The 23,825-nt window shown below is 41.9% G+C and carries 24 protein-coding genes; 10 read left to right on the top strand and 14 right to left on the bottom strand.

Annotated features, from left to right (window positions below; translation table 11 throughout):
* The first annotated feature begins 2 nt into the window (after positions 1–2).
* Complete coding sequence (locus VB836_RS19005; protein ID WP_323221575.1) at positions 3–1,079, top strand: SGNH/GDSL hydrolase family protein; 1,077 nt, start codon at positions 3–5, stop codon at positions 1,077–1,079.
* Positions 1,080–1,094: 15 nt separating this feature from the next.
* Here the strand turns inward: VB836_RS19005 and VB836_RS19000 are convergent, their stop codons facing one another.
* Together VB836_RS19000 and VB836_RS18995 are read right to left on the bottom strand one after the other, a co-directional pair.
* Positions 1,095–1,820: a GDSL-type esterase/lipase family protein gene (locus VB836_RS19000; protein ID WP_046279078.1), complete on the bottom strand. Its 726-nt coding sequence runs from the start codon at positions 1,818–1,820 to the stop codon at positions 1,095–1,097.
* 165 nt (positions 1,821–1,985) lie between these two features.
* Entirely contained in the window at positions 1,986–2,618 is a 633-nt protein-coding gene (locus VB836_RS18995; RefSeq protein ID WP_323221572.1) for a TetR/AcrR family transcriptional regulator, read from the bottom strand.
* 259 nt (positions 2,619–2,877) lie between these two features.
* Here VB836_RS18995 and VB836_RS18990 point away from each other — a divergent pair, with 259 nt between their 5' ends.
* The 4 genes from VB836_RS18990 to cas6 all read left to right on the top strand — a co-directional run bounded on the left by VB836_RS18990 (position 2,878) and on the right by cas6 (position 5,693).
* Entirely contained in the window at positions 2,878–3,126 is a 249-nt protein-coding gene (locus VB836_RS18990; protein ID WP_046279076.1) for a hypothetical protein, read from the top strand.
* Positions 3,127–3,345: 219 nt separating this feature from the next.
* Entirely contained in the window at positions 3,346–3,546 is a 201-nt protein-coding gene (locus tag VB836_RS18985) for a hypothetical protein (RefSeq protein WP_323221569.1), read from the top strand.
* A gap of 58 nt (positions 3,547–3,604) precedes the next feature.
* Positions 3,605–4,684: an RNA-guided endonuclease InsQ/TnpB family protein gene (locus VB836_RS18980; protein WP_323221567.1), complete on the top strand. Its 1,080-nt coding sequence runs from the start codon at positions 3,605–3,607 to the stop codon at positions 4,682–4,684.
* Between the two features lie 76 nt (positions 4,685–4,760).
* A complete protein-coding gene (cas6, locus tag VB836_RS18975; RefSeq protein ID WP_323221685.1) occupies positions 4,761–5,693 on the top strand; it encodes a CRISPR-associated endoribonuclease Cas6 in 933 nt (310 codons plus the stop codon).
* 27 nt (positions 5,694–5,720) lie between these two features.
* Here the strand turns inward: cas6 and VB836_RS18970 are convergent, their stop codons facing one another.
* Both VB836_RS18970 and VB836_RS18965 read right to left on the bottom strand, forming a co-directional pair.
* On the bottom strand, positions 5,721–6,446 hold the full coding sequence (locus tag VB836_RS18970) for a GUN4 N-terminal ARM-like repeat domain-containing protein (RefSeq protein WP_323221564.1): 726 nt from the start codon (positions 6,444–6,446) through the stop codon (positions 5,721–5,723).
* Between the two features lie 81 nt (positions 6,447–6,527).
* Entirely contained in the window at positions 6,528–7,040 is a 513-nt protein-coding gene (locus tag VB836_RS18965) for an adenylyltransferase/cytidyltransferase family protein (RefSeq protein WP_046279070.1), read from the bottom strand.
* A 348-nt stretch (positions 7,041–7,388) separates the two neighbouring features.
* On the opposite strand from VB836_RS18965, the gene hpsJ-B reads away from it, so the two are divergent.
* Both hpsJ-B and VB836_RS18955 read left to right on the top strand, forming a co-directional pair.
* On the top strand, positions 7,389–8,225 hold the full coding sequence (gene hpsJ-B, locus VB836_RS18960; RefSeq protein ID WP_323221562.1) for a hormogonium polysaccharide biosynthesis protein HpsJ: 837 nt from the start codon (positions 7,389–7,391) through the stop codon (positions 8,223–8,225).
* 138 nt (positions 8,226–8,363) lie between these two features.
* Complete coding sequence (locus VB836_RS18955) at positions 8,364–9,260, top strand: glycosyltransferase family 2 protein (protein WP_323221560.1); 897 nt, start codon at positions 8,364–8,366, stop codon at positions 9,258–9,260.
* 142 nt (positions 9,261–9,402) lie between these two features.
* Here VB836_RS18955 and VB836_RS18950 read toward each other — a convergent pair whose 3' ends face one another.
* Positions 9,403–10,104 (bottom strand): CADD family putative folate metabolism protein, encoded by a 702-nt coding sequence (locus VB836_RS18950; protein ID WP_323221558.1) that lies wholly within the window; start codon positions 10,102–10,104, stop codon positions 9,403–9,405.
* A gap of 195 nt (positions 10,105–10,299) precedes the next feature.
* Here VB836_RS18950 and VB836_RS18945 point away from each other — a divergent pair, with 195 nt between their 5' ends.
* Entirely contained in the window at positions 10,300–11,382 is a 1,083-nt protein-coding gene (locus tag VB836_RS18945) for a thiamine phosphate synthase (protein WP_323221556.1), read from the top strand.
* Between the two features lie 19 nt (positions 11,383–11,401).
* Entirely contained in the window at positions 11,402–11,635 is a 234-nt protein-coding gene (thiS, locus tag VB836_RS18940; RefSeq protein WP_323221554.1) for a sulfur carrier protein ThiS, read from the top strand.
* Positions 11,636–11,655: 20 nt separating this feature from the next.
* Here the strand turns inward: thiS and VB836_RS18935 are convergent, their stop codons facing one another.
* The 7 genes from VB836_RS18935 to VB836_RS18905 all read right to left on the bottom strand — a co-directional run bounded on the left by VB836_RS18935 (position 11,656) and on the right by VB836_RS18905 (position 19,983).
* Positions 11,656–12,192 (bottom strand): universal stress protein, encoded by a 537-nt coding sequence (locus tag VB836_RS18935; protein ID WP_323221552.1) that lies wholly within the window; start codon positions 12,190–12,192, stop codon positions 11,656–11,658.
* Between the two features lie 460 nt (positions 12,193–12,652).
* Positions 12,653–12,874 (bottom strand): DUF4327 family protein, encoded by a 222-nt coding sequence (locus VB836_RS18930; protein ID WP_046279093.1) that lies wholly within the window; start codon positions 12,872–12,874, stop codon positions 12,653–12,655.
* Positions 12,875–13,193: 319 nt separating this feature from the next.
* Complete coding sequence (gene mazG / locus VB836_RS18925; protein ID WP_323221550.1) at positions 13,194–14,030, bottom strand: nucleoside triphosphate pyrophosphohydrolase; 837 nt, start codon at positions 14,028–14,030, stop codon at positions 13,194–13,196.
* Positions 14,031–14,225: 195 nt separating this feature from the next.
* Positions 14,226–15,884 carry an S-layer homology domain-containing protein gene (locus VB836_RS18920; RefSeq protein ID WP_323221549.1) on the bottom strand — a complete coding sequence of 553 codons (1,659 nt, stop codon included), beginning with the start codon at positions 15,882–15,884 and terminating at the stop codon, positions 14,226–14,228.
* 108 nt (positions 15,885–15,992) lie between these two features.
* Positions 15,993–16,679 (bottom strand): endonuclease I family protein, encoded by a 687-nt coding sequence (locus VB836_RS18915; RefSeq protein ID WP_046279062.1) that lies wholly within the window; start codon positions 16,677–16,679, stop codon positions 15,993–15,995.
* 219 nt (positions 16,680–16,898) lie between these two features.
* A complete protein-coding gene (gene lpxB, locus VB836_RS18910) occupies positions 16,899–18,080 on the bottom strand; it encodes a lipid-A-disaccharide synthase (RefSeq protein ID WP_323221546.1) in 1,182 nt (393 codons plus the stop codon).
* Positions 18,081–18,258: 178 nt separating this feature from the next.
* On the bottom strand, positions 18,259–19,983 hold the full coding sequence (locus VB836_RS18905) for an ABC transporter ATP-binding protein (protein ID WP_323221683.1): 1,725 nt from the start codon (positions 19,981–19,983) through the stop codon (positions 18,259–18,261).
* A gap of 334 nt (positions 19,984–20,317) precedes the next feature.
* On the opposite strand from VB836_RS18905, the gene VB836_RS18900 reads away from it, so the two are divergent.
* Positions 20,318–20,722: a hypothetical protein gene (locus VB836_RS18900; RefSeq protein ID WP_323221544.1), complete on the top strand. Its 405-nt coding sequence runs from the start codon at positions 20,318–20,320 to the stop codon at positions 20,720–20,722.
* Here the strand turns inward: VB836_RS18900 and VB836_RS18895 are convergent.
* Positions 20,719–21,762, bottom strand: a complete 1,044-nt coding sequence (locus tag VB836_RS18895; RefSeq protein WP_323221542.1) for a glycosyltransferase family 2 protein — start codon at positions 21,760–21,762, stop codon at positions 20,719–20,721. The genes VB836_RS18900 and VB836_RS18895 overlap by 4 nt on opposite strands.
* Positions 21,763–22,002: 240 nt before the next feature.
* Complete coding sequence (locus VB836_RS18890) at positions 22,003–23,553, bottom strand: glycosyltransferase family 39 protein (protein WP_323221540.1); 1,551 nt, start codon at positions 23,551–23,553, stop codon at positions 22,003–22,005.
* Between the last annotated feature and the right edge of the window lie 272 nt (positions 23,554–23,825).

Genomic DNA, 23,825 nt, shown 5'->3' with positions numbered 1-23,825 from the left:
AAATGATCAAAATAAAACAAGTTAAATCGTTCTTCTTGCAAACCTTAATTATTACCTCAATTACCTGTATTTTATCAGAAATAACCTTCAGAATTTATCATAAAATCAACCCAACCTTTCTCTTTCCCGATCAATCTTACAACCGTTGGCGAGGAAAACCCCATTCTCAGGATTTTGAATTCACCTTAAATTCCAAAGGGTTTAAAGATGTAGAATATCCCTTAAAAACACCCGCCGGAACTTATAGAATTATCGGCATTGGAGATTCTTTCAGCTTTGGAATTGTTCCCTATCAACACAATTATCTCACTCTGTTAGAAGAAAAACTCAATCAAAACAATCAAAAAATTGAGTTAATAAACATGGGAATTCCTGGAATGGGGCCAAAAGATTATCTGTCTTTGTTAATCAATGAAGGGTTAGAATATCAACCGGATATGGTGTTGCTATCCTTTTATATTGGCAATGATTTTATGGATAATCAATTCAAAGCAAAAGAGCGAGTAGGATATCAATCCTATGTGATTTCTTTTGTGCGATCGCTAATTAAACTTCAAACCCAGTATGAAGGCTTAGTTTTCAATCCCAATAATAGTTTAACATACGTTGACAATGCACCCACCCAAAACGATGAATTTTACTTAAAGGATACCAAAAACAAAAGCAATATGTTCGTTAAAAATCCGGCTGATGACATCTTTGAGAGCTATGTAGAAGATGCCGTCAGTGATATTATCAAAATTAAGGAAATCTGCGACTATCGGAATATTAAGCTAGTGGTGGTGATTATTCCTGATGAAGTTCAGGTGGATCAAAAGCTGCAAGCAAAAATTGTCGAAAGATTTGATTCGGATGATCCAGATAAGTTAGATTTCCGAATTCCGAACCGAATGTTACAGGAAACCTTTCAACAAAACAAGATAGACTATATTGATGTAATGGATGAGTTTATCACCGCTTCTAGTCAACAACGACTCTACAAACCCAATGATACTCACTGGAATATTGCCGGAAATCAACTAGCCGCAGACGTTTTATTTAACAATCTTTCTCAAAAATATCCTCATCTGTTTAGATAATTTTGTTATCTCTAATTAGATGAACTGAGAATGGGTGCGACTCAAGTGAACAATCGGTTCCCAATTGAGGACATCTTGCAGTAACGTTTGATAACCGATAGTGTTCGGGTGTAAACCATCTACACTCAAGCGCGATTTCCAGAACGTTTCACCTTGTTCTAACCACTGTTGAAAAATATCAAGATAGGGGATATTTCGTTCTAAACAAGCTAAACGAGTCGCTTCTTTGTAGCAAAATTGATTTTCGTGATTGTAATATAAACAATCTTGAAATGGCATTTTCGTCTGATCAACCGGAACCATTCCGACAAACAAAACCGGACAAAGATTTTGGGCGCAATTCAGTAAACTATTGATTACCGTTTGGAATTGTTCAATCTCCGTATAACTGCGACCTTGAGGGGATTGAACTTTAGCGCTATCATTGACTCCAACTGAGAGTATAATCACATCAGGAAAACGATTTCTCAGTTCACCGCGATGACGGAATTCGTGTTCAAGCCGATCTCGCACCTGAACCGCTCGATTTCCTCGCACACCCAGATTATAAACGACATGACCCGGACTACCCGGTGACATCCATTGTCGTCGCAGTCGTTCAACCCAACCTCCACCTTCAGGATCACCAAAGCCATAAACTAGACTATCGCCCAAAGCAACAAGTCTCAAAGAATGACGATGAACGGGTTGGGGTAAGCGAAGAACTGATGATTGGGAACTCCAAGCGACTGATGCTTGCATAGGTTTTAGGTTCGGGTTTAACTAATCTACTTCAGAGAGCTATGTACAACAGATTTGATCAACAGTTTATTATAAATCGCCGAGAAGAAAACCCTGTCGCCTTGTGCGCGGGGATGAGATAAGCCTTGCTTATCTTGACAGTCTCGCGGCCGTAGTGGGAGGATGTCAAGATAGATTTTTAGCTCGAGAAGCCCCAATCAACACCGACGCCGCCTGTTTAGCCTGCATAGCCGCTTCGGAACGACGCTCCATCATCGCAACCACCGTCGCACCCACCACCAAAATTACCAACTGTTGAGTCAGTTCCTCCGCATTAGGCAAATTAGCCGCTTTCACCAGAGAGAGAATATAATCAAAATTCGCCTGCTGATGCTCCAAAGAAACCTGATAACCCGGATGTTCTGGATCAACTAACTCAACCGCCGAGTTGAGAAAAGCACAGCCGCGAAAATCAGGCTGCTCAAAACATTCTTTCAGCGCATCGAAAATCGCCAACACCCGATCTTCTGGTTTCGTAGCCAAGCGTTCCACCGCCTCTTGAAACCAAGTCCGCCAACATTCATCCTGCTGTTGTAGCCAAGCCGCAATTAGGGCATCCTTAGACTTAAAATGGTTATACAGCGACATTTTCGCAACACCCGACTCCGCAATAATCCGATCAATGCCGACATTCTGCACCCCTTCGGAGTAGAACAGTTCAGATGCCGTCGCCAAAATGCGATCGCGGACAGAGGAACGAGAGGATGATTTTGTCTTTACCATAGCATCTGTGTAGACAGGTCTGTATAATATAATCATATCGCATTCTCCCTTGAAGTCGCACCCGGAGACAATTTCCAGGGGTACGCAGCCAAGAGCCATGAGCTAACCTCACACAAAAGCAATTTTACAAACTCGCTTGACAATATACAGACCTGTCTACATAATAAGAATATACAGACCGTTCTACATAAAGAGGGTTTGGTGAAATCAACTCAGATCGAGAAACAGTTCATTACCCTCAGCGATTGACGATTCCACTCTTTCAATTTCATCATTATTTTTAGGACAATTGATCATGCTTAGTAAATCCATCAGACCCCACCCTCAAAACCTCAACACCTCCTTAAAACTTTCTGCTGCGATTGCCTTAATTACGATGAGTATGATGGGCATAACTGCTGAAACGCCTCAAACATCTTTCAAGAGTGATCACAACCAAGAACTCAATCTCACTAAACCGGAAAAAGTCACCATTTCTCGCTACGAAATGACAGACCCCACAACAGGTTTAGCAATTTCCGTCTCTCAAATTCAGTATCACTAATCTCAGGGTAATCTGACAACAGATCCGTTGATTCATGTGCAGGGACTTAGGGCATTGCTAGGCAATGAACGCCAAAAAAATTGACAACCTTCTTATAGAGTAGTTATAAAAATTTAATAAGATACCTCTGGGGGAACCCTCGCCCGAGAAAAAGGTTTATTGGGTAAAAAAACGGTTTATACTGAGTTGGAGATCACTCTTTTATGAGGACTTCAATGCGTGAAACGGTCTTTAACAAAAACGACTTCCTTAAGTTGGTCTACTGAAACTGAATTGGTGGGGTTAGCTTTAGCTCTGCGTCCGAGCGGTGCAGATTTGCTGTATCCTCAATATACTATCGGGCTTCATGCTTGGTTTCTTGACCAAGTGCGACAAACGAACCCGGACTTATCGGCTTATCTTCACGATGGAGAGCAGTAACTTAGTTGACAATTTATGGTACAACACGGTACTATCTGTCAGATAACAGAATACATCTATGCAACGAGCCTTCAAGACCCAACTCAAACTTAATAACCGTCAAAAGACCTTAATGGCTAAACACGCGGGATATTCAAGATGGGTCTGGAATTGGGCCTTAGCGATGTGGAACGAGGCTTATAAAGAAGGACTAAAACCTTCAACGAACAAGCTCAAAAAATTTTACACCAATCACATTAAACCTCAATACTCCTGGCAGTCAACGCTAAGTTCTAGAGTTTATCAATTTGCCTTTATGCACTTAGGGGAAGCTTTCAGTCGCTTTTTTCAAGGCGTTGCCAAACATCCTAAGTTCAAGAAAAAAGGCAGAAATGATAGCTTTACTTTAGATAATTGCGGTAAGGTAATGAAGTTTTCAGGAAGGAGGTTAAAACTCCCTTTTATTGGATGGGTTAACACCTACGAACCCCTAACCGAAATCCAGACTAAACGAGTTACAATTAGTCGGGTTGCCGATTCTTGGTATATCTCTGTAGCCTACGAATTTGAGCCAGAACCGACTGTTAAATCAAGAGTTTATCTGGGTGTTGATGTTGGGGTTAAGGCATTGGCGACCTGTTCAGATGGTACTGTTTTCGTCAATCCAGCCGCCCACAAAAAAGCTCAAAAAAATCTGGCTCGACTTCAGCGCGAACTTTCTAGAAAACAGAAGGGTTCAAACAACAGGAATAAAGCCAAACTCAAATTAGCAAGAGCTTCACAAAGAATTGTCAACATTCGCAAAGATACAATTCACAAATTAACCTCATGGCTATGCAAAAACCACGCAGTCATCGGGTTAGAAGACTTGAATGTTTCTGGGATGTTAAAAAATCACAAGTTAGCGGGTGCTATTGCTGATTCTGCTCTTTCTGAAATTCGTCGCCAAGTCGAGTATAAGTCTGAGTGGTACGGTTCAAGAGTAGTGTTTGCTGATAGATTTTACCCGTCAACTAAAACCTGTTCAAGTTGCGGTCACATTCAAGAAATAGCACTGAAAGAACGAGTTTTCATCTGTGAAGCTTGCGACATATCAATTGCTCGCGATTTGAATGCGAGCCTCAACTTAAAGCATTACGCCGAAGGCTATTCGGTTTGAGCCTGTCTGACCGGGTGCTGCCGACAGTCCGGGGTGATGCAGGAAGTAAACGTTAACACGGTTTGTACCGCGTTATATCAGTTTTATAAAGCAGTCAGAAAAGCCTTTTACGCTTTCGGGGTTGGAAGGTGGGCTGAAAATGTCGGGAAAACACTTGCAATTGCAACCAGAACAGACTTATCTTTGGTCTATTACGGCTTTGTCAGAGCCGGTTGTACGCTGGTTAGCGGAGTGGGTTAAACGTTTACCTCCACAGGTTGAATTGCGAAATGCACCGTTAACAATTCAATCTTGCCAAATTGCTTTAGCGCCAACAACTTATCGTCAACTTTTTGATGCGCCGATTCCGAAACCTGCTAGGATTAATTTGAGTTTTCTGAGTCCAACCAGTTTTCGGCGCAAAGGTCATCATTTTCCCCTGCCTCTCCCCACGAATTTGTTTCATAGCTACTTACGGCGTTGGAATGATTTTTCTAATCTTCCTGTTGAACAAGAGTCTTTCTTAGACTGGGTGGATGAGTCGGTGATTATTCAACGCCATCAGATCGCTTCTGCAAAAGTGGCTGCCGGAAAACGGGGAATGGTAACGGGATTTACCGGGGCAATTGAATTAGGTTTATCGAAAAAATCTTCTTTAGCTTCTGCGGAAAATCAACAATTATTTTATGCTTTGGGGCGGTTTGCTCCTTATTGTGGAACCGGACATAAAACAACCTTTGGCTTGGGACAAACCCTTTGCCAGTGGCAGCTTGAGGAAATAGAAGTTATTCCTTCAAGTTCACAACAATTGGGTGAACGGATTGCCGAGTTAGCTGAACAGTTCACCACACAACGAAAGCGCACGGGGGGAAATCGCACTCAAAAAATTGCGGAAACTTGGGCGACAATTTTAGCCCGTCGCGAAGATGGAGAATCTTTGATTGCGATCGCAGTAGACTTGGAAATGCCCTATGAAACGGTGAAAACCTACGCCAAACTGGCGCGTCGGGCATTGCGCCAAACGGATTAATCTTTTCAGTTAAGGATTAAGTACGTGTCACGGCTCTGACCAAGCTGGATGGGAGAACAACGCTTCAATCAACCTCACCCCTCGCAGTTGGTTAGATAGGGGTAAATGACCCACAGGTGCAGTTAAATCCCAGGTAAACTCTTGCGGGTAGCGAGTCCAATTTCCATTCTGACGCCAGCCAATTTTTGGCCAAAGTTTCTCCCAGTTTCTCCCAACACCTAACCAAAGCTGTCGTTGTACAGAGTAACCAAATTTTCCTTCAGAATAGATCCGCCAGAACAAATCAAGGGTATGTAAGTCAGCCGTAGAGAAGCGTTTGACTTCCGAAAAATAAACCCATTTTCGTTCAACAGCAGCTTGGCCCGCAAGTTCGCACAACTTTTGCAGGGTTAATTTGTCCGCTTCTTGAAAGTCTTGTTGAGCGAGGAGTGTTTGAAGCTGACTGTAGTCCGCTTCTGCTTCCGGGTTGGCTGAGAGTAAACCTTTGGGAAAATGAGCTTGTAGAAAATCTTGAACCTCAGAGGAGTTAGCGCTGTAAAGAATCTGATACGCTTTACCCTCAACAGGAGTCGGAGAAGCAGATTGACGTTCTAACAAAAACTCCATTAATACGGGTAAACCGACTTCCCCCGCCTCCGCTAATGTTTGAATCAGTTGTAGCTTCGTTTTCTCAGAACCCGAGTTGAGTTGAGAGCGAACATCATCCGGGTTGAGTGATGCGTCCTGTGCTTTGAATAGGGTCGAATCAGTCATAGGAGGCGTTTTGGGGTGAGCAATCTACATGACACTGGTGTGCAGATCCTCAACTATTGTACAGGTGTATGTCTCCTTATTCTATGATCGTTGCAAAATCTGATTAACAATTGTGCTAGTCGAGAGGGGAACTTCGACTTGAATCAAACTAATCTTCCCCCCATAGGCTAAAATAGCAGGGGTTTCGGGTAACGTTTCTAGGGTGTAGTCGCCACCTTTGGCGTAGATTTCGGGTTTTAACGTTTCGATCAGTTGAGTCGCCGTAGCTTCACTGAAAATCACCACTGCATCTACAGGTTTGAGGGCGGCTAGAACTTCGGCTCTTTGCATTTGCGATACAATTGGACGAGGTGGAAATCCAGGTTTTGCTGGTTTGAGGCTTTGAACTGAGCGATCGCTATTTAAGCCGACAATTAGCGATCGCCCCAAAGTTTTAGCTTGCTGTAGATAACGAATATGTCCGGCATGGATCAAATCAAAACAACCATTGGTTAAAACCAAAGGACGCCAAGCCGCTGGATCTGAAGCGATCGCCTGTTGTAATTGTTCCAAGGTGTAAAGATTTTTGAGATTTAATGAATCGGGATTTGCCATGAGTTTTGATCCGTAATAATGATAGTCTGAATTTCATTAGGGAGCGCGATTTGATTATCGGTGATCTCCATATTGAGGTCACACTTGTAAACCCGATGCTTACGGGTTCACGGGGTAAAGAAAGTTACAGTCGGTATGCTAGGCTAGCGTTAATCAAGTTATATCGTTAGCCCAGGTCATTTGACTCCGGCGTTAAGCTAACCCGATAGGCTCCTGCATCAGTCTATAACAACTTGAAAATCTGCATTCTCCTTTTGCGGGTTTGAGAAGCCAAAAACTATCTTGACTCGCCCCCAAATTATTCCACCCTGCTGCTTATGCAGATGATCACTGAGTTCACTCAATCCTATGAAAGCAACTACTAGCCGTCAATTTCCCTCACTCGCCGCTTGGAGTGTTAAACTGATCGGGGCTATCTTGATTGTCTCTTCTTTAGTAGACTACCTGATCTTGTTAATTCCGCCCAATTTACTCAATCGAGGATGGCAACTGAGTGTTACGAGCCAATTGGTTGATCGCGGTATTGTCCCCATGGTCGGAATGGGTTTAGTTTTGATTGGTTTTTGGATGGATAGCGTTACTTCTGGAGGAAGTCAAAAACCGATTAAAGCTTTAGTTGATTTGAGATTTTGGATAGCACTGCTCGCGAGTCTATTGGGACTGCTTTATCTGTTGTTATTTCCCCTCCATTTGAATAATACTCGTTTAGCGCGGGCGGAAGCGTTGAGTCAAATTCAGCAACAAGCTTCTCAAGCGGAAACTCAACTGGAAACCCAACTGGGAAGCGATCAGTTTCAACAACAGGTTGAACAACGGAAAAATCTACTCAAAAATCAGTTTAGTAGTGTAATTCAAAATGAGGAACAGTTGAATCAACTTTTGGCTCGAGAAGATCTGCCTCAGCAAGTTAAAGACGTTCTCGAACAATCCAAAACAAATCCTCAAGTTCTCGAACAGTTTTTAGAACAGCAAGCTGATAGTCTACCGACTCAGCTTTTAACTCAAATTAGAGAACGTCAGCAACAACTCGAAGAACAGGCTAAAACTCGTTCTTTGAAGTCCAGCTTACAAACCGGAATTAGCAGTTTATTACTCGCAATTGGTTATATTGGAGTCGGTTTTACCGGTTTAAAAGGGGTTGGAATTTTGGGTGGGGGTCGTCGGAAACCTCCTGCTGCGGGTTAGTCTCAAAGCATTTTGCTAACAGTAATCAGTATCAGGATAAGCGGAAAAAAACTGATAACTGATTACTGATTATAAACTGTGTTTTTTGTGTTAAATTTTTTATTCTCATTGGTAAGTTTTTAAATTCCTCAAAAACTAATGTTTTCAATTTATATCCTGACTTACAACGATGAAATTGATATTGCGGCTTGCATTGAGTCGGCGATGTTATCAGATGATATTATTGTTGTAGACTCTTTAAGTAGCGATCGCACGGTTGAAATCGCCCAACGTTATCCGGTGCGCGTCATCCCTCATGCTTTTGAAAGTCACGGACGTCAACGAACTTGGATGCTTCAGGAAGTTCCCTGCAAATACGAATGGGTTTATATTCTAGAGTCCGATGAACGGATGACGACCGAGCTGTTTTCTGAGTGTTTAGAAGCGATGAAAAGCTCTGAATATATTGGTTATTATGTCGCAGAACGGGTGATATTTCTCGGGTCTTGGATTCGTCGCAGTACCCAATATCCCCGTTATCAAATGCGTTTATTTCATAAGGAGAAAGTCTGGTTTACCGATTACGGTCACACAGAACGAGAAGTTTGTCAAGGGCAGACGAGTTTTTTAAAAGAAACCTATCCCCATTATACCTGTAGTAAAGGGTTATCCCGTTGGCTGGAAAAACACAACCGTTACTCAACCGATGAAGCCACAGAAACCGTTAAGCAGTTGGAATTAGGAACTGTTAATTGGGGAGATTTATTCTTTGGAAAATCAGAAGTTGAACGACGCCGAGCGCTGAAAGACTTTTCTCTGCGTTTACCCTTTAGGCCGTTTATCCGCTTTTTTTATATGTATGTTATGTTGGGTGGTTGGTTAGATGGTCGCTCCGGGTTAGCTTGGTGTACATTACAAGCATTTTATGAATATTTAATTGTACTAAAAACTTGGGAAATTCGCAATATGCCCGTTCCCGAGTTAACACCTGCTCATCTTCCTGTTGTTGAGATGAAAGAAACCGCAGTTTCTTCTCAGGTTTACACAGAAGAATAGGGAACAGATTACAGGTGACAGGGTTGTAGGGGTAATTTATGAATTAGCCGTAGCAGTAACCCTTTGTGTCGAGCGTGTCGAGGGTGTTTTTTCTAACGAAAGATGGGTTACGCCCATGCTAACCCATCCTACCGTTCACAAATTAAGCAGCTTGACAGTATTTTTCGTAGATTCCATCTAACAACAAATTAAAAGCAAAAACAGCTTCTTCTGTCGCTGAAATCGCCTCTTGTTTTTGTTCGTCTGTTTGACAGAGTTTAACCAAAGCATCACGAGTCATCTGAGAGTGAACTTCATCGGCTTGTTCATGGACTTTAAAAAAGGCAACCGCATCGGATGAAGTAATGCCATAATAGGTGTTCAGTCCAGCTATTTTAGTTGTAGAAACTTCTGGAATTTGGACTTCATAAGCATAAAGCGCAGCCAAACCTTTGACTGGATTTTCACTGCGAGACAGTTCTTTTAAAATGCTAACCGATTGTTGGGTTTGTTTGAGATGTTGACGTTCCTTGACGGCTTTTCTGTCAACGCCTAATCCTTCAGCAAACCGTAACCAAAGTTCAGGATGATTGGCAGAACCCCGTTCTTCTTCGATTAAATTTTCCAGCAACATCCGACGAATTTCTAAGTCATCACAAGCGGCGTGAGTAGCACTAACGTAGGTGGGGAAGTGATGAACTTGCAAATAATATTCTTGGGCGTACTCTTGCAGCATCCCTAGCGTCAGTTTGCCTTCATTCCAGAGTTGATAGAAAGGATGCTTCAGCAGATGATTTCCATCAATAATCGCGTCAATTTGAGTTAAAAACTCTTGCTCAGTAATGGATTGCTCTTGGACTAGCATAATTCACCCTAGTGATGTTGATGCTTGTGAATTGTATACCAAATTGGCGAATTTTGACACTCCGCGCCACGACTTCAGAGTGTCAAAACGAACTTACGCTACATTTGCCCCTCTAACTTGATCTCGAAAATCTGCTATAGTAGCCTGCGGTTCTTCTGCAATCGGGTAAGCTAAGTACAGATTGAGGTAGGTTTGATGGTCGATCAACAAAGTTGGAATAAACAGGTGCAATCCGCCCTCTGTCGCATTCTAGATGCAAATTTAGATCGCGCTCGTGAGGGATTGAGAATTATTGAAGAATGGTGTCGCTTTGGACTCGATAGCGCAGAATTGGCTGAGGAGTGCAAACAGTTGCGACAAGAATTGGCTCAGTGGCATACGATGGAACTCCGGTTGTCGAGAAACACGCCTGGAGATTTGGGTACGGAACTCACGCACCCCCAAGAAGAAAGACGCGAGGGGATTGATAGCGTATTACAGGCGAATTTTTGTCGCATCGAAGAAGCTCTACGGGTACTGGAAGAATACGGCAAAATTTATCACCCGGATATGGGCGTATCGTTTAAGCAGATGCGCTATCGAGTTTATACCCTAGAAAGTCGATTATTGGCTTATCGACGTTATCAACTTCTCGATGATGCCTATTTGTATTTAGTGACTTCTCCATCGGATAAAATGTTCTCGATTGTAGAAGCGGCGTTGCAAGGCGGACTGAAATTGGTGCAGTATCGCGACAAACAAAACGATGATGAAACTCGACTTCAGAATGCAGAAAAGCTCTCTCAACTTTGTCATCGTTATGATGCCCTGTTTATTATGAATGATCGCGTGGATTTAGCGATCGCTTCTAACGCTGATGGAGTTCATCTCGGACAAAAAGATATTCCGATTAGTTTAGCGCGTCAGTTACTCGGCCCGCAACGAATTATCGGACGTTCAACGACGAACCCCCAAGAAATGCAAAAGGCAATTGAACAGGGCGCCGATTATATTGGGGTTGGGCCTGTTTATCAAACCCCCACGAAGGCGGATAAACCTGCTGCTGGCTTGGAATATGTGCGTCATGCGGCTGACAATTGTTCGATTCCTTGGTTTGCCATTGGCGGAATTGATATGAATAATTTTGATGATGTCATGTCTATTGGTGGGGAACGGATTGCGGTAGTCCGAGCGATTATGGAAGCCGAACAACCGACGCTAGTGACGCAATATTTTCTGTCTCAACTGACGCGAATTCAAACCTTACGGACTTACAATATTTTACCAAATCCTTCTTGAAATTAACCGTTAAAATCTCATGTCTGATTCAATCCAACTTCAGGTTAACGGAGAAGTCAAAACCTGTTCTCCTCACACTAAATTACCCGATTTTTTAGAACAGATGGGATTAAATCCCCGTTTGGTGGCTGTGGAATATAACGGCGAAATTCTGCACCGACAATTTTGGGAAACGACAGAGATGAAAGCCGGAGATGTCCTGGAAATTGTCACCATTGTCGGCGGGGGAATGACAGTAACCAGTCACCAGTGATCAGTTATCACTCATTCCTATTAATTATAGACAGGTTGAGTCTGAGAAGCTGATTGATGTTTAGTACAGGCGGTTTCCGTTTGAATGACAAAAACTGAACAAGACGCATGATGCAAAACAGAGCTACTCACACTTTTTAAAAGGAATTCTGACCATTTCATGCGGTTTCGTCGTCCAACAATCACTAGATCGGCATTCCAATCTTTCGCTTGCTCACAAATTAACGCACTGGGATTTCCCACTTGATATTGATATTCTACAGAAATTCCTTGAGATTCGGCTGTATCACAATAACGTTGTAATTGGGAACGAACTTGCTTCACTTGCTCTGTCCAACTTGCCTGGGAGAATTGTTTTAGGATTGTGTGTAAATTCACATTTCCTAAAGTCCCAATTCCAGCTAAGGGATTTATTTTTTCTTCGTTCTCCCAAGAAATACAATGAAATAACATCAGGTGACTTCCTTCAGTTTTGGCGACTTTGAGCGCCTCTTGAAAAACTCTTTCTACTTCAGGAGATGAAATATCGAGGGCGACTAAAATTTTATGAAAAGTCATTATTTTTCCTCTTTTAAGATTAGATATTGACAGTAAACTCAAGCTTCAAAAATACCAATTTTGTCTCAAGGCGAGTGACAGATCCACCCAGTTTCTCAATGATCATTAATTAATTGGATGTGATATTACTTCTGCATTTGAGGCACTGTACAGCCAGGAGAAACCGGGTTTCTGAGCCAGCTTGACCGGAAAGAGATTTTTTAGGAATTTATTCAGATTTTGAGTGATAATTGGTAGCCTGTTTTACAGATCCATCTCCATTGTCGCCGAAAGTGGTGATTTTAGATAGCTATTTTAAGTTTATTTACAAACCCCTGACTGTGATGAACTCTCAGCATTCAAGACTGATAATTTTCTCTCAAAAAAAAATAAACCCAACCCCAAAAATCAGGGTTAGGTAAGATTTCAACTCAGATCAACTGATTGTTATGAAATGCAGTCTTGCTATTAGTAAATATGCTTAGTCTTCTCGCCACTCTTCATAACCAATCAAATCAATAATCCGATCTCGCAGTAAAAAGTCATTGTCTTCTAATTCACACTCAACACCTTCCCAGTCTCGGGCTGGAATATATTGACACAAGGTATAAATTGGTTGATGACAGCCAACAACCCCCTGACAAACTAAGTGACGGGCTTCATCTTTGATCACATTAATGGAATAAACTTTAGTTTGAAGCATTGTTCCTCTCTCTCGCCTTTTATTAAAAGAATCAAACACCGCCATTTCAACTCTGATCAGGACTCAAGAGCAAAACGGCTGAAAATCAAAATTCTATTTCCAATTTAATTTTCCTCTAGATTGAGCATATTTATCTATTTAGTTTAAAATTATTAACAGAAAATCCCCCGAAATTTGGCAATTGTTCGAGGTCTGTGTTAAACTGTAGTTACAGTAATAATATGGACGTTCTGTGGCTAATGCCTTGGAGCTTGAAGAAAGTCCAAAGCAAAAGTAAAAACAGAGGCACATGGGCTGTGCCGAGATGATGTCAAACAGACTAACTGGATTGGGCTAATTGAGCTTTAATCTTTTGCCAAAGGGCTTCAAATTCTTCTAATGTGTATTCAGATAACGGGCGATCGCAAGCTTGTTCAAGTCGGGAAAATCGCTGAATAAACCGATGATTTGTACCCTGTAACGCGGCTTCTGGATCAAGTTCATACCATCGGGCTAAATTAATCAACGTAAATAAAACATCTCCTAATTCTGCTTCTTGATTAGCTTTTTCTTCGTGTAAAAGCGCGTGTTCAAACTCCGCTAATTCTTCGTGAAACTTATCCCAAACTCCCTGAATATTCTCCCACTCAAACCCAACAGATGCCGCTTTTTGAGAGATTTTCATTCCTGCCATCAATGGCGGAAGTTGACGGGCATACCGACTGAGTTTAGACGATAACGGTTGGGTTTCGGGGTTTTCTCCCTTTTCGGCTGCTTTGATTTGTTCCCAATTTTCATGGACTTCTTCTATCGTTTCAACTTCAACTTCTGCAAAGACATGAGGATGACGACGAATCATTTTTTCGGTGATGCGGTTAGCAACATCTTCGAGGGAAAATTGTTGAGACTCACTAGCTATTTGGGCTTGTAAAACCACCTGAAGCAATAAATCTCCTAATTCCTCTGCGATCGCTTCGATATCCCCACTGCGGATCGCATCCACCACCTCATAGGCTTCTTCGATCACATAGGGCGTCAGGGTTTGAGGCGTTTGGGCGAGATCCCAAGGACAACCCCCATCCGGCGATCGCAACTGAGCAACAACATCAATTAAACCTTGTAAAGCGGTTAAAGTGGGCGATAAAGCTTGGGGATGGGAATTTTGAGATTCAGACATGGGTGATGGCATTCTAGCACTACTAGAAAAGCTTAAAACATATTCTTAAAAATGTGTACTCTGAGAAACCGGGTTTCTATTCCAAATGTGTAGGGTGCATCAAATTAGGGAAATTTGTTGGCAGGATAACCCAATAATTTTTGATACACCCTACGAGGTTGACTATAGCAATAAACCCGATTTATGATGAGGAGATTAATAAGAGGAATTCCAGATCAACACTCCCTCAGAAGTTGCGATGGAAAACAAATTCCCTTGTGGACTAAATAAATTTTGTCGGGCATCATAGATTACCATTGGAGAAATATTCGGCGGAAAAGCTAAGTCAAAAGTCTCACGACTTCCGACATAAAAAAAGCTAGCCCCGGCTACTTCTCCACTGGCAAAATAAGTCATTCCATCCCCAGAAAGAGTTCTATTTCTGCTGGTTCGATCTACAGATAAACTGAAGTTAAAGCGTAACATTCCCGTTGATATCTGCCAAACTCGCACATGAGTAACGATGGGAAAACCGCTAACAATAGTTAAAACTGAACTCAGTAAAAATTGACTATCCAGGCTAAATGTAATGTTATCAATAACTGTTTCTTCATTCAAGGTATACAGCAATTCACCTGTGCTAACATTCCAAACTTTAACTTGTCCTTTGCTGTTATAACTGGCGAATTTTTCATTATTATGACTAAACACCAGTTTTTCTAACTTCGGAGGGTTAAACGTCAAAGTTCGGATAGTTTTACCCTGTTTTACATCCCAAATTTGAATGTCTCCATTATCAGGATATTGATCATCAATACTTCCAGCAAATGATGCCAAAAATTCTCCATTTGGGCTAAACTCTAACAAGGTTAAAAATTTTTCGTCTAGGGTGAAATAATCTAAGAATTGGATAGTTTCAAAGTTTTGAATAACTTGGCTAGTTCGATTTAAAAGTTTCAGACTCAGTTGCTTTTTCTCGGTGTCGTAAACGTAAAATGCGATAATTTCAGCGTTGTTATTCAGGGCAAAGCTATGATAAATTTGATTGGGTTCTTCGGCAATTAAATTAAGAGAATCTCCCGTTTTAACATCCCAAAGTTGAATTCCGGTTTTTGGCTGATAACCAGCTAAAACTTCTTCGTTATAACTCCAATCAATTTTAGATGCAGATTGAGATAATTTTCGTTCAAATTTATTATTTTTCCAGGGGTTAGCCGGAAGAAAATCAGGAGAAATAACAGGTTCAATAATGACTTGAGAATTCACTCGATCTATTTGTCCAGGTTGTAAACGAGATTGGGCGATAAAAACAGCAATTTCCGCTCGTGTTGCCGGTTGATTGGGTGTGAGTTTTTTAGGATTATTTGGACTGGCAATAATTCGTTTTTCTAAAGTTGCAGCCACACCAGAATTAGCATAATTGGGAATATCTTTTGCATCCTCAAAAAGTTGACTAAAAGAGTTAATCAGTTGAGGATTTGCTTGCAAATTTAACCCACTTGCTAAAGCGACTAAAGCTTGAACTCTGGGAATATTTTGTTGGGGTTTAAAAAGATTACCGGGATAACCCGAAATAAACTTTCGTTCATAAGCCCAACGAATGGCTTCAAACGCCCAAAACTTAGATGAAACATCGGAAAATTGAATCGCTTCTCGTTTAGCCGGAATATCAGGAAAGGCTTTCTTTAAAGCGGCTGCAAATTCCGCCCGTGTCATTAAGTTATCGGGTTTAAACTTACCATCAGGATAACCATTAAATAAACCAGAATATCCTAACTCTTTTAGACAGTTTTCCGCCCAATGATTTTTAATATCTAACCATATTTCATCGGGAGTTAGGAAAGAAAAAGGTTGTTCAGTTGTTTCTTGTTTCATTGTTTGAAGTGAATTTAATCTCGTTTTCAATAAAGTAAAAAATCCGATTTATTATAAGAGATTGAAACTTACTGTATAAACCGGGTTTATATCTGAGTTTTTTAAGGCTTAGTCTTCCGGGAATTGTTTGATATTTGAACAAGAAATTAAATCGGGATTATCGATGAAAGGATTACGATTTCCTTGTAGTTGTTCGATGCGATCATTACGAACTCGTTCAGCTTCATCTACAGGATCAGCACAATGCCAAGCTGTTAATAAGTCTTTCAATTCAGGATCACCACCCGGAGGCGCAATTTTAGCCCCATATTCTTTGTTCATGTAAAAGATAGAACGAGCAATATTTCCGCGAGAAATGGGCTGAGGTTCAACAGATTCTTGTTTACCATTCAGTTCAAAATCACAGCCTTGAATTGTGGAATTTCCGGGAATAATTGCAAAGCTATAACTGGAGCGTTTGCTGTTATAATAAGTTAAAGAAGGATAGAGATTATGTAAATCTCCTTCCATCCGATTAAAGCGAGCGCTCGCTTTACGACATTTTTTGCGAGAAACTCCCTCACAACCTGCGGCTTCTTTCATCCAGGAAGCAGGATAAACGTGTTCAATATTAAAAGAACGATCACCAGGGGTTATTTTTTCCCCACAGTAGAGATCTTCACCACCTTTTGAATAAAGTTCTCCCCAAAATAAATCTTGGGCTTTGTTGTAGTTGGGAATTTTAGTTTGATCCGCAAAAGCAGGTGTCGTAAACGATAGGATCAGCAGCAAGATAGCAACAGCAATAGTTCTCATAAGTCCAAAAATTTTAGAGTTGAGAGTGAAATGGAGTTGTCAGGTTAAACAGATGTATTTGCAAAATCTTTTGTCTACTTCGGGGCTGCATTGAGTCATACCGGAAGAAAAATATAAATTCAATCTTTAGCTTGGTTTTGGCGGGTACAGATAACAGGCGATCGCCAACTTGTTCTAGTATAATTCTATAAGTTCACTTGAATATCGCTTTTAAAACGCTTAATTTTCTCTCGATATATTGTTTAAAATCTCAGCCGCAACGCGATCGCAAACACCTACTTCTCCTAAAGCTTGTTGCATTTCTTGATAGTCAGCTTGCATTTTTTGTCGTCTTTGGGGATTGTTTAACAGTTCCATTACTTCACCAACAATCCTTTCAGGTGTAGCTTCTTCTTGGAGTAATTCGGGAACAATCGATTTCATTTGGACTAAATTGGGCGGTGACATAAATGGAATCGAAAATTTGAGAATATTTCGGGCTATCCAAGCCGTGATCGAACTCACCCGATAAATCACGACTTGCGGAACATTTAACAACGCAATTTCTAAGTTAACCGTTCCTGATTTCGTAATCGCTAAATCGGCTGCGGCTAGAACCTTTAAAGTCTGATTTTGATCAGAGTCAGTCGTGACTAATTTAGCATTTAAACCGTATTTTTGGATTGACTTTTCAATTGAATCTTGGTATTCTGGTAATGAGAGGGGAATCCAGAAGCGAACTTGAGGCAATTTTAACTGAATCATTTTTGCTGCCTCAAACATCACAGGCATTAAATACTTGATTTCTTGCCAACGAGAAGCAGGTAAAAGGGCGATCGCGATTTCATCCGGTTTAATACCTAATATTGTTCTCGCTTGTTCTCGACTGGGGGCGGTTTGCATTCGATCCATTAAAGGATGACCCACCCAAGTTACATTTGCTCCTTTTTCTCGAAAATAACGGGCTTCTTCAGGAAAAATGGCTAATAATCGGTTTGTAATTTTAACAATTTCGGCGGTATTTCCTGAACCCAATGACCACACCCATTCTTGGGGAGCAATATAGTAAATAATCGGAATCGAAGAAAAATGACGACGAATATAATTGCCAATCTTAAGATTCGGCCCCATGTAGTCAATCAGAACCACTAAATCAGGAGGATTTTGCTGTAAATATTGCTCAACTTGCTGCTGCATTTTTAGAGTCGGAAATACATAGGGCAAAGATTCCCAAATCCCGACAGAACCCATACTCAAAGTATTTCCTAAAAGCTCTGCACCCGCTTTTTCCATGCGAGTTCCGCCTAATGCAATAATTTCTAATTCTCGGTCTAAAATATCGGCTTGACGGTGCAAAGCTTCAATTAACATCGCCCCTTGTAAATCTCCAGACACTTCACCTGTACTGATAAAAATTTTCATGTTATTGATGCTAAAATTAAAAAATAAGGCTACAAAAGCCCATAGACAAGAGGGCGGGTTGATCTAGATTATTGATAGGAAACATAAATTTTTTCAGAACCTGCCCCTACGCTGACAGTTCGTTTTTCTCCGCTCCCCTGCCCAACTTCTGTAGCCAACATTGAAGTCTTTCATATCATTAACTAAATTGTTGAGCATAATATCGGGCGTATCGCTCACCTTTTTCAAGCAACTGATCATGGGTTCCCGACTCCATAATTTTACCGCCTTCTATGACTAAAATCCGATCAGCCCGTCGTACCGTTGCCAAACGATGAGCAATAATAAAAACCGTTCGATTTTCCATTAATCGTTCTAAAGCCTCCTGAACTAAAGCTTCAGATTCTGAGTCTAACGCTGAAGTAGCTTCATCTAAAATTAAAATTCTTGGGTTTAATAATACCGCCCTGGCGATCGCAATTCGCTGTCTTTGTCCGCCCGATAAATTCACCCCCCGTTCCCCCACTAAAGTTTGATAGCCCTCGGGAAGTTGACTAATAAACTGGTGAACATTGGCAATTTCTGCCGCCATTTGTACCTCTTTGAGATCATAATAAACCTGACCAAACGCAATATTTTGAGCCACCGTTCCCGAGAAAATAATCACCTCTTGCGGAACAATCCCAATTTGTCGCCGCAGACTGCTGAGAGTCACATCTTGAATATTAATTCCATCAATTAAAATTTGACCTGCTTGGGGATGATAAAATCGAGGCAATAAATTAACTAATGTTGTTTTCCCAGCCCCAGAAGCCCCCACTAAGGCGATCATTTCTCCCGCTTGAACCCGCAAATTGAGGTTTTTTAAGACAGGTTTTCCCGGAATATAGGCAAAGTCAATATTCTGATAGTCTACTTTTCCTTGAACGGATGGTAGGATAATCGCATCTGATTTTTCTTGAATTTCTGGCTGGATGGCTAAGAGTTCAAATAGGCGATCGCAAGAAGCTTCACCCTGTTTAAATTCGCTGTAGTTACTGGTTGTTAAACCAATCGGATCAATTAATAAGGCAACAGCCGTAACATAGCTAATAAACTCGGTTCCCGTGAGATTATTTTGGGAGATTTGCCAACCTCCTAATAAAAATAGAAAGACTACACTCATCGCTTCTAAAAAACCAACCACCACAAACTGAAGGGCTTTGATTTGTTCAGCGCGATATTTGGCTCGTCGGTTGTGTTCTGCTTCTAGAGAAAAACGAGCAATTTCATAGTCTTGGGCGGCAAAAGCTTGTACTAAACGAATCCCGTTGAAAACTTCTGTTAATAAAGAAGCTAAGTTAGAAATGCGGGTTTGACTATGGCGACTCAAGCTGAGTAACTTTTCTCCAAACCAACCAATTAAGACCGCCATTAATGGCGCAATAATGAACGTTGCGAGGGTGAGTTGCCAGTTAATATAAATCATGTACCCTAAAACTACAATCAGTTGTAAAATACAGGGAATAAACTGATGAAAAAACTTATAAATGACTTCCCCGACCCGATCAATTTCTTCGGTGAGACGGTAAGAAAGATCGCCTGTTTTAGCCGTTTCAAAATAACCGACACTGAGTTGATGGAGATGGCTATAAACCTTTTTTCGCAAATCAAAAGCGATCGCTAAAGCCGCCTTTGCCATTAACGTATCTTGAGCGTATTGAACCCCACCCCGAACCAGAAAAATAATCGCAGTAACACCTGCAAATTGGGCGATCGCACTAACATTGCCTTGACCAATATAACCTGCAATTTTGCCGACCAACCAGGCGAGTAAAGGCCAGAATGCTGTAAACCCCAGGGTACAAACCAAAGCTTTCGAGATCGTTGGCCAGTGGGGACGGAGAAAGGGGAGAAGTTGCCAGTAGGAAGACGACTGTTTCAAAATGTGTTTGCGTCGCGTCTCCGAAGGAGATTCGCCAAAATAACTGTTATTAGCGACTAGCTTTTCAGGATTTTTTCCTTCTGTCAATGCCTGAAAGGACAGTTGATCATTGATCGGGCAAAATTCACGCAAAAATCGGGTCAAGGAAAGTCAGATTCACGGTGATTTTTATTTTTTTTCCAGAGATTTAGTCAGAAGTCCCAGGGGTGAGGACTCTAGGGTGAAATGAGTCAGCGAATGATTACTTGATGCAAATATGTTAATAAATGTTAAAATCAAAGAGTAGAGGCTGAAAACGCTGCAACAGAGGATGTACTGCACAAGGGATTTAATTATGCTGCCGCAACCAATTTTCAACAATCGCGCTCTGAGCGAATCTTTCTATCAAGCTTTAGTCAATCGCTTTCATCATTCCCTGAACCTAGCAACACAAACCCTACTCGGGGAATGTAGCTATGGCATGGCACCGAGTCCGACAGGAGTGAAGACCTTTTTGATCATCGCCCCCTCTCGGCTGATAGCTGAACAATTAGTTCAAGAGATTCATTCAATTTTGCAGCGAGTCAGCACCCTTATGGCAGGAGTTGGACAAGTAGCAGTTTGCATTGCTCCCCCTCAAGAAATGGTCAACCGTTTGAACGCCTCAGAAAAACCTGAACCTTCTCCTAACGTTCCACCCAGTCACATGGCTTGTAAAATCTTTCCGATTCCTTCAGAGGTCGATCAGGAGACTGACTAGGAATGTTTGGGACGCTGTGACTGAGAGTTGGTCGCGCTGACCACTTCTCGAACTCGATAAATCGGTCGATTTTGAGACTCGTGGTAGGTTCGCATCAACACCTCAGCTAATAGGCCAAAGCTAAACAGTTGAATTCCGGTTAAAGTCAGTAAAACTGCGAGGATCAACAGAGGCCGATCGCCAATGCTTTCACCCAAACCGTATTTGAGGAAGGTCAAGTACAGTCCAGAAAGAACACCAATCAACAGCGACACCATACCCAGTAACCCAAAGACGTGCATCGGCCGAGTCAAGAACTTTTTCATAAAGGAAATCGTCAACAAATCCATCACGACCCGGAAAGTGCGATCCAAGCCATACTTGCTGCTACCAAACTGACGCGCATGATGACGCACAGGAACTTCTGTAATTCTCGCCCCTTCAATTACAGCCAAAGCGGGTAAAAATCGGTGTAACTCCCCATAGAGTTTGAGGTCCGCCGCTACTTCGGCCCGGTAAGCTTTCAAAGAACAGCCATAGTCATGGAGTTTAACGTTGGTCATCTGTCCGATGATCCAGTTGGCAATCTTGGACGGAAGTAATCGTGTTAAAGCCTTATCCTGTCGGTTTTTGCGCCAGCCACTCACCACGTCGTAGCCTTCCGCTAATTTATCTAACAACATGGGAATATCGGCCGGATCATTTTGCAAGTCCCCATCGAGGGTAATGATCACCTCTCCGCGAGCCTGATCAAATCCCGCCGACATCGCCGGAGTCTGACCATAGTTGCGTCGGAGAATCACCGCTTTTAAAATGGGGTTAATGGCAGCGAGTTGTTTGAGGAGATCGGTTGATCCGTCTCGAGAACCATCATCGACACAAATCAATTCATAAGTGAGACCTGTGGACTCTAAGCTGGCTTGAATCGCCTCAATCAGTTTAGGTAAACTTTCGACCTCATTGTAAATCGGGACAACAATAGAAACATTGAGGGGTTCGAGAGTTTCGGAGAATAGAGAATGCGTTGATGGTTGCTCTAATTGAGTGGGTAAAATATCCATGAATTGTTATTTCAGCAATCAATGACGGATCGAGACGTAAGAGGGTTAAACTTGATCGGAAAAATGCTCTGATTGGCACGCTTGAGAGCCGTGAGTCTATGCTAGTCTAATTTTGATGTTTTTTGGCATAGACAAGTTGAAAACCGGGTACAGTCTCAACCATCAGCCCTATCTGTGAACATCTATTTAGGGTATTAGTCCCTAACGATTCGTACCTGTCGATTCATTTGAGGTTGGGGCTTAATCCGCAGTTCTGAGAGAAACACCAACCCAAGAAGCTTCTAGGCTTTTGAACATTTGAGTCTGTTCGGTTTCAAAGGATTCTCCCAGCATAATCCGAGAAAGTTCATCCATTTCAGCCGTCTGTTTGCAATAAGACCAACAGAATAACCACAGACGATCAGGAGTTGAGGGAGATTCACCCTCGCCTTGTTGCACCCGAAAAGACTGTCTATCCGCCTGGAATTTGGGAATTTGGTCTTTTGGCCCAACACGGTACACGGGGAGGGAACCCTGATAGTAACGCTTAAAGGCGTAATCATAACCCACCAGGGGAGAGTAAACTAAGATGACATCATTGGGTTGCTCATTTGAACGGATCATCTCAATCGCCCCTTTCCAGTCAGTACGGTACAAAGTGCCGTAATAAGCTGATAGTCCACCCGATACCGCGACGAAGTAGGCAACTGCTATAACGATACCGAATAATCGTCGCCAATGCCAAATCATTACAAAACCTGTTGCCAGGAGAATCAGGAAGTAAGGATCAACAAACAGTAAGTAACGGGGTTTCCAAATCGGATTAGAAATATAGGACAGGATCAGCGTACAAGCCGTTGGCAAAATGGCCCAAGCCGCTACCCAACGCAATTTTTCTGAACGTTGCTTGTCGGCTACCAGGGAAAACAACGCCACACCCAAAACCCCAATTAACACCAGGGTAAAACCGGCATAAAACAGAAGACTGAGAGTTTGAGTCGAGAAGATATTGCTCAACAGACTACTGTCGCCCAATTGATTATTTTCGAGTGCAATTTCATTCGACTTGAGCAAATGTCTCATCGGCCAGTAAACTGTCATTTGGGTCAGTTCACCGAGAACTAATACTAAACCCGGTTTGGAATACTCGGCGACGGTTGTTTCCATATACTCACCGTATTCACCCCCAGACGTCAGAGATAAAACCACAGGTATGAATGCCAGACAAACCAACACCATGCTGATAGCGGACACCATAAACCAATGCAGTTGTTTACGGTACTGCCAAGCTAATAAAATCGTATCGGGTAATAAAATCAACACATTATTGGCATTACTGAGGAGCAAACCGATTCGCGCTACCATCCACAACCCCAAAGGTAGATAGCTGGGACGTTCGAGGAAATGACACAGGGCTAAGGTACCTGCTACACTCAAGAACGTAATCAACCCATACATCCGAATTTCCTGGGCGTGATTTAGAAATAGGGGCGAGACAGCCATCATCAACGCTGCAATCACTCCGGTTGATTCACCGACGACTCGAGAACCCAGGCGATAGGTCAGCCAAACCGCACCAATCGCAAACAAAACAGACATTGATCTCAGCCAAGCGTCACTGCTTCCAAACTGCATCCACAAATTTAGCAGCATATAAAATAAGGGACGACTGTAGGGAAAGCTGAGTTGATAATTTTCTGAATCTCGAATACTCAGCATTTCATCGTAAAGAACGCTCTCGGTACCGAGTTGATAGAGACGCAGCACAATCGCTAATCCCATGACCATTGCGATCGCAAGCCACTGTTTCATTGAACGGTCTTTCAGTAAATCTTTGCTGTTGTACATACGTTGATGCCTATACCAAGTTGATGATGAACTTGAAACTCACGCATTCCCTTTGAATGTAGCCTTTGAAAATATAATATTTTTTCGAGACATATTATAACAAAGTTGAGATATTTTTTTATTTATAGGTTTCAGATTCGTTAATCGGAAGTTGCTGAACCCAGCACTAGACTGGAAGGACAGATCTGATAAATCAGGGCTATTCAAACGGATACTTTCTGTGCCTTCACAATTAC

The organism is Limnoraphis robusta BA-68 BA1 (assembly GCF_034932365.1).
GTDB lineage: Bacteria > Cyanobacteriota > Cyanobacteriia > Cyanobacteriales > Microcoleaceae > Capilliphycus > Capilliphycus robustus.
The sequence above is the reverse complement of the archived record's forward strand: the minus strand, read 5'-3'. Positions and strand labels throughout refer to the sequence as shown.

Coding starts and splice junctions, on each gene's coding strand:
- VB836_RS19005 (WP_323221575.1), top strand. CDS start 3: ATGATCAAAATAAAACAAGTTAAATCGTTCTTCTTGCAAACCTTAATT.
- VB836_RS19000 (WP_046279078.1), bottom strand. CDS start 1,820: ATGCAAGCATCAGTCGCTTGGAGTTCCCAATCATCAGTTCTTCGCTTA.
- VB836_RS18995 (WP_323221572.1), bottom strand. CDS start 2,618: ATGATTATATTATACAGACCTGTCTACACAGATGCTATGGTAAAGACA.
- VB836_RS18990 (WP_046279076.1), top strand. CDS start 2,878: ATGCTTAGTAAATCCATCAGACCCCACCCTCAAAACCTCAACACCTCC.
- VB836_RS18980 (WP_323221567.1), top strand. CDS start 3,605: ATGCAACGAGCCTTCAAGACCCAACTCAAACTTAATAACCGTCAAAAG.
- VB836_RS18970 (WP_323221564.1), bottom strand. CDS start 6,446: ATGACTGATTCGACCCTATTCAAAGCACAGGACGCATCACTCAACCCG.
- VB836_RS18965 (WP_046279070.1), bottom strand. CDS start 7,040: ATGGCAAATCCCGATTCATTAAATCTCAAAAATCTTTACACCTTGGAA.
- hpsJ-B (WP_323221562.1), top strand. CDS start 7,389: ATGAAAGCAACTACTAGCCGTCAATTTCCCTCACTCGCCGCTTGGAGT.
- VB836_RS18955 (WP_323221560.1), top strand. CDS start 8,364: ATGTTTTCAATTTATATCCTGACTTACAACGATGAAATTGATATTGCG.
- VB836_RS18950 (WP_323221558.1), bottom strand. CDS start 10,104: ATGCTAGTCCAAGAGCAATCCATTACTGAGCAAGAGTTTTTAACTCAA.
- VB836_RS18945 (WP_323221556.1), top strand. CDS start 10,300: ATGGTCGATCAACAAAGTTGGAATAAACAGGTGCAATCCGCCCTCTGT.
- thiS (WP_323221554.1), top strand. CDS start 11,402: ATGTCTGATTCAATCCAACTTCAGGTTAACGGAGAAGTCAAAACCTGT.
- VB836_RS18935 (WP_323221552.1), bottom strand. CDS start 12,192: ATGACTTTTCATAAAATTTTAGTCGCCCTCGATATTTCATCTCCTGAA.
- VB836_RS18930 (WP_046279093.1), bottom strand. CDS start 12,874: ATGCTTCAAACTAAAGTTTATTCCATTAATGTGATCAAAGATGAAGCC.
- mazG (WP_323221550.1), bottom strand. CDS start 14,030: ATGTCTGAATCTCAAAATTCCCATCCCCAAGCTTTATCGCCCACTTTA.
- VB836_RS18920 (WP_323221549.1), bottom strand. CDS start 15,884: ATGAAACAAGAAACAACTGAACAACCTTTTTCTTTCCTAACTCCCGAT.
- VB836_RS18915 (WP_046279062.1), bottom strand. CDS start 16,679: ATGAGAACTATTGCTGTTGCTATCTTGCTGCTGATCCTATCGTTTACG.
- lpxB (WP_323221546.1), bottom strand. CDS start 18,080: ATGAAAATTTTTATCAGTACAGGTGAAGTGTCTGGAGATTTACAAGGG.
- VB836_RS18900 (WP_323221544.1), top strand. CDS start 20,318: ATGCTGCCGCAACCAATTTTCAACAATCGCGCTCTGAGCGAATCTTTC.
- VB836_RS18895 (WP_323221542.1), bottom strand. CDS start 21,762: ATGGATATTTTACCCACTCAATTAGAGCAACCATCAACGCATTCTCTA.
- VB836_RS18890 (WP_323221540.1), bottom strand. CDS start 23,553: ATGAAACAGTGGCTTGCGATCGCAATGGTCATGGGATTAGCGATTGTG.